Origin of the sequence: Methylobacterium sp. EM32, from assembly GCF_040593685.1 — a bacterium.
In the GTDB taxonomy this organism is placed as follows: Bacteria; Pseudomonadota; Alphaproteobacteria; order Rhizobiales; family Beijerinckiaceae; genus Methylobacterium.
This window is the reverse complement of sequence record NZ_JBEXZS010000126.1, coordinates 1-3,761: the sequence shown is the minus strand read 5'-3', so window position 1 is coordinate 3,761 and position 3,761 is coordinate 1. Positions and strand designations below refer to the sequence as shown.

The window sequence follows — 3,761 nt, the reverse complement described above, 5'->3', positions numbered from 1 at the left end:
GCCCCCGACGAGGCCGCGTCGCGCAACCCGCCGGACAAATGACGCGACCGCGCCCGGCCCATCGCCGCCCCCTCGCCCACCGCGACCGGGAGGTCCCCCGCACCGAGACGCGGCCGGATCCCCGCCCGGATTCGGCCCGCGACCGGGACCGGGCCGGCGCGTCCCTGGGCCGGCGGCGGGAGAAGCCGGCGCCCTCGCTCACCAGCAGCCGCGGGCTCGACGCCTTCACGTTCTTCGTCGCCAACCTCCAGACCGGCTTCGGCCCGTTCGTGGCGGTCTACTTCACCTCGCAGAGCTGGACCCAGTCCGATATCGGGCTGGTCCTCACCATCGGCGGGCTGTTCAGCCTGTTCGGGCAGGTACCCGGCGGCGCCTTCGTCGACTGGGTGCGCTCGAAGCGCTTCGTCGCCGCCCTGTCGGTGGCGGTGATCGGCGCCTCGGCCGCCGGCCTCGCGCTGTTCCCGACCTTCCTGATCGTGGCGCTCTCGATGGCGGCGCACTCGATCGCGAGCTGCACGCTCACGCCGGCCATCGCGGCGATCAGCCTCGGCCTCGTGGGCCATGCGGGCCTCGGCGAGCGGCTCGGGCGCAACGCCCGCTTCTCCTCGATCGGCAACGCGCTCGCCGCCGCCGGCATGGGTGCCTGCGGCTACTATCTGTCGAGCGAGGCGGTGTTCTACGTCACGGCGGCGCTCGCGCTGCCGACGCTCGCCGCCCTGTGGTTCGTCCGGGCGAGCGAGATCGACCTGGTGCGCCCGCAAGCCCCCGAGGGTGCCAAGGCGCCGAGCGGCTGGGAGAGCCTGAAGCTCGTCGTCACCAACCGGGCTCTCCTGTGCTTTGCCGCCTGCATCACCCTGTTCTTCGTCGCCAACGCGGCGATGCTGCCGCTCGTCGGCAGCGTGCTGACGGTGCGCACGAGCCAGACCGCCACCATCCTGATCGCCGCCTGCATCATGGCCCCGCAGCTGGTGATGGCGCTGATCGCGCCCGCGGTCGGCCGCGCCGCCCAGGCCTATGGCCGCCGCCCGCTCCTGATCCTCGGCTTCGCCGCCCTGCCGATCCGCGGCCTGCTCTTCGCCTACACGGATGCGCCGGAATTGCTGGTGGCGGTGCAGGTGTTCGACGGCATCTCGGCCGCGGTGCTCGGCGTGATGGTGCCGCTGGTCGTGGCCGACTGCACCCGCGGCACCGGCCGTTTCAACATGGCGCTCGGCGCCGTCGGCACCGCGATGGGCCTCGGCGCCGCCGCCAGCACCACCTTGTCCGGCTACATGGCCGACCATTTCGGCTCCCACGCCGCCTTCTTGGGCCTCTCGGCGGTGGCCTTCGCCGCCCTCGTGCTGATCGTCGCGATCATGCCGGAGACGCGGCGGTCCAAGGGGGACTGAAGGGGTACGGGACAACGGTGTGCATCGCAGCGCCGCTCAACTCCCGTTCAGAATCGGCGGATTAAACGATCACGCAGCACCATTCGCCTGCAACATAAGGTGACGCTTGCGCGTTGCGAGAAGCGGGTGGGGCCTGCGGGAGAGGGTGGAGAGATCGCGGCGGGATTCTTGCATCCCGTCCCTCTCCCGACCGTGGGCCGCACGCGTGCGAAGAACCGGGATCGATCGCCACGATGGATGACCTCTGCGCGTACGCCAACCGGCCCTGGGCCTTCGTGGCCCGCTACCTGCGCCGCCGCATCGTGCCCCACGCGGCCATCCTGGTCGCCGTGCTCGGCGCCGTGGCCTGCTCGGTGAGCACCCAGTACGGCCTGAAGGGCGTCGTCGACGCCCTCGGCAAGGGACCCGAGAACAACCACCTGATCTGGCCGGCGCTTACCGTGCTGATCTGCTTCATCGCCGCCGACAACATGCTGTGGCGGGTGGCGAGCCTGATCGCCAGCTTCACCTTCGTGAAGGTCACCGGCGACGTCCGCCGGGACCTGTTCCAGCACCTGACCGGCCACTCGCCGTCCTACTTCGCGGATCGGCAGCCCGGCACGCTGGCGAGCCGCATCACCGCGACCTCGAACGCGATCTTCACCGCCGAGAACATGTTCGTGTGGAACGTGATGCCGCCCTGCGCGGCGGCATTCGGCGCGATCCTCTATGTCGGCAGCGTCAGCGTGGCGATGGCGCTCGGCCTGCTCGTCATCTGCGGCGGCGTGGTGGTGCTGATGTTCCGCATCGCCGCCGCCGGCAAGCCGCTGCACCACGACTTCGCCGAGAAGGCCGCCTCCGTCGACGGCGAGATGGTCGACCTCGTGAGCAACATGCCGCTCGTGCGGGCGTTCTCGGCCTACAAGCGCGAGTTCGCCCGCTTCGACGAGACCATCGGCACCGAGATGAAGGCGCGGCGCCGCTCGCTCCTCTACCTCGAGCGCCTGCGGATCATGCACGCCCTGATCACCGTCGTGGCGGTGCTCGGCCTGCTCTACTGGGCGATCCAGATGTGGCAGCAGGGCGCGGCCACCGCCGGCCAGGTGGTGCTGGTCTGCACGCTCGGCATCACCATCCTGGCGGCGACCCGCGACCTCGCGGTGGCACTCGTCGACGTCACCCAGCACACCGCCCGCCTGTCGGAGGCCCTGCGCACGCTCTTGCAGCCGCACGACCTGCGCGACCACCCGGAGGCGAAACCCCTCGTCGGCGAGGGCGCCCGCATCACCTTCGAGAACGTGGCGTTCAACTATCCCGACGGCCGCGAGGTGTTCGGCGACTTCAACCTCGACATCCAGCCCGGTCAGCGCGTCGGCCTCGTCGGCCGCTCCGGCGGCGGCAAGTCGACCCTGTTCACCCTGCTCCAACGCTTCTACGACCCGCAGGGCGGCCGCATCCTGATCGACTGCCAGGATATCGGCCGGGTCACGCAGGAGAGCTTGCGCGAGGCGATCACGGTGGTGCCGCAGGACATCTCGCTGTTCCACCGCTCGTTGCGCGAGAACATCCGCTACGGCCGGCCGGACGCCTCCGACGAGGACGTGTGGGCCGCCGCGGCGGCCGCCCGCTGCACCGACTTCATCAACGACCTGCCGGGCGGCTTCGACACCATCGTGGGCGACCGCGGCGTGAAGCTCTCGGGCGGCCAGCGCCAGCGCATCGCGGTGGCCCGCGCCATCCTGAAGAACTCGCCGATCCTGCTCCTCGACGAGGCGACCTCGGCGCTCGACACCGAGTCGGAGGAGGCGATCCGCGAGGCGCTCGGCAACCTGATGAAGGGCCGCACCACCATCGCCATCGCGCACCGTCTCTCGACCCTGAAGGACTTCGACCGGATCGTGGTGCTCGACGGCGGTCAGGTGATCCAGGACGGCTCTCCGGACCGGCTGGTGCATCTCGACGGCTTCTACCGCGACCTGATCCAGCGCGAGACGATCAAGCTGTCGCGCGAGGCGGCGTAGAGGCTGCACGCCCGGCAGGGCTTTGTTCCGAAAAACTCCCCTTCGCGGGGACTGGCGCCGGCTCACATCGCGTGAGCCGGCGTTTTGTCGTCGGGAAAGACTTTGGCCACTGCACGAGCCTGTTCGCGTGAACCGACTTCGTCCACATCCTCCGCGTCATCCCGGGGCCGCGTAGCGGAACCCGGGATCCATAACCGCTGACGGTGCAGAACCCCGCTCGACGCGCTCTGCCATATTTTGAGCTATCGGCGTTTATGGATCCCGGGTTCTCGGCTGCGCCGAGCGCCGGGATGACGCGGAGGGTGCGACATCGAGGGTGCCGCTTCGCACTCGACGGCGATCACCCCGGGATCCCCTCCCCCGCGACCACCCG

At 70.2% G+C, this 3,761-nt stretch carries 2 protein-coding genes; both read left to right on the top strand.

Features of this window, described 5'->3' with window-relative positions; genetic code table 11:
• Positions 1 to 38: 38 nt before the first annotated feature.
• A complete protein-coding gene (locus ABZT49_RS17040; protein WP_355287366.1) occupies positions 39 to 1,388 on the top strand; it encodes an MFS transporter in 1,350 nt (449 codons plus the stop codon).
• A 233-nt stretch (positions 1,389 to 1,621) separates the two neighbouring features.
• Positions 1,622 to 3,388 carry an ABC transporter ATP-binding protein gene (locus ABZT49_RS17035; protein ID WP_355287364.1) on the top strand — a complete coding sequence of 589 codons (1,767 nt, stop codon included), beginning with the start codon at positions 1,622 to 1,624 and terminating at the stop codon, positions 3,386 to 3,388.
• Positions 3,389 to 3,761: the final 373 nt, after the last annotated feature.

Coding starts and splice junctions, on each gene's coding strand:
- ABZT49_RS17035 (WP_355287364.1), top strand. CDS start 1,622: ATGGATGACCTCTGCGCGTACGCCAACCGGCCCTGGGCCTTCGTGGCC.
- ABZT49_RS17040 (WP_355287366.1), top strand. CDS start 39: ATGACGCGACCGCGCCCGGCCCATCGCCGCCCCCTCGCCCACCGCGAC.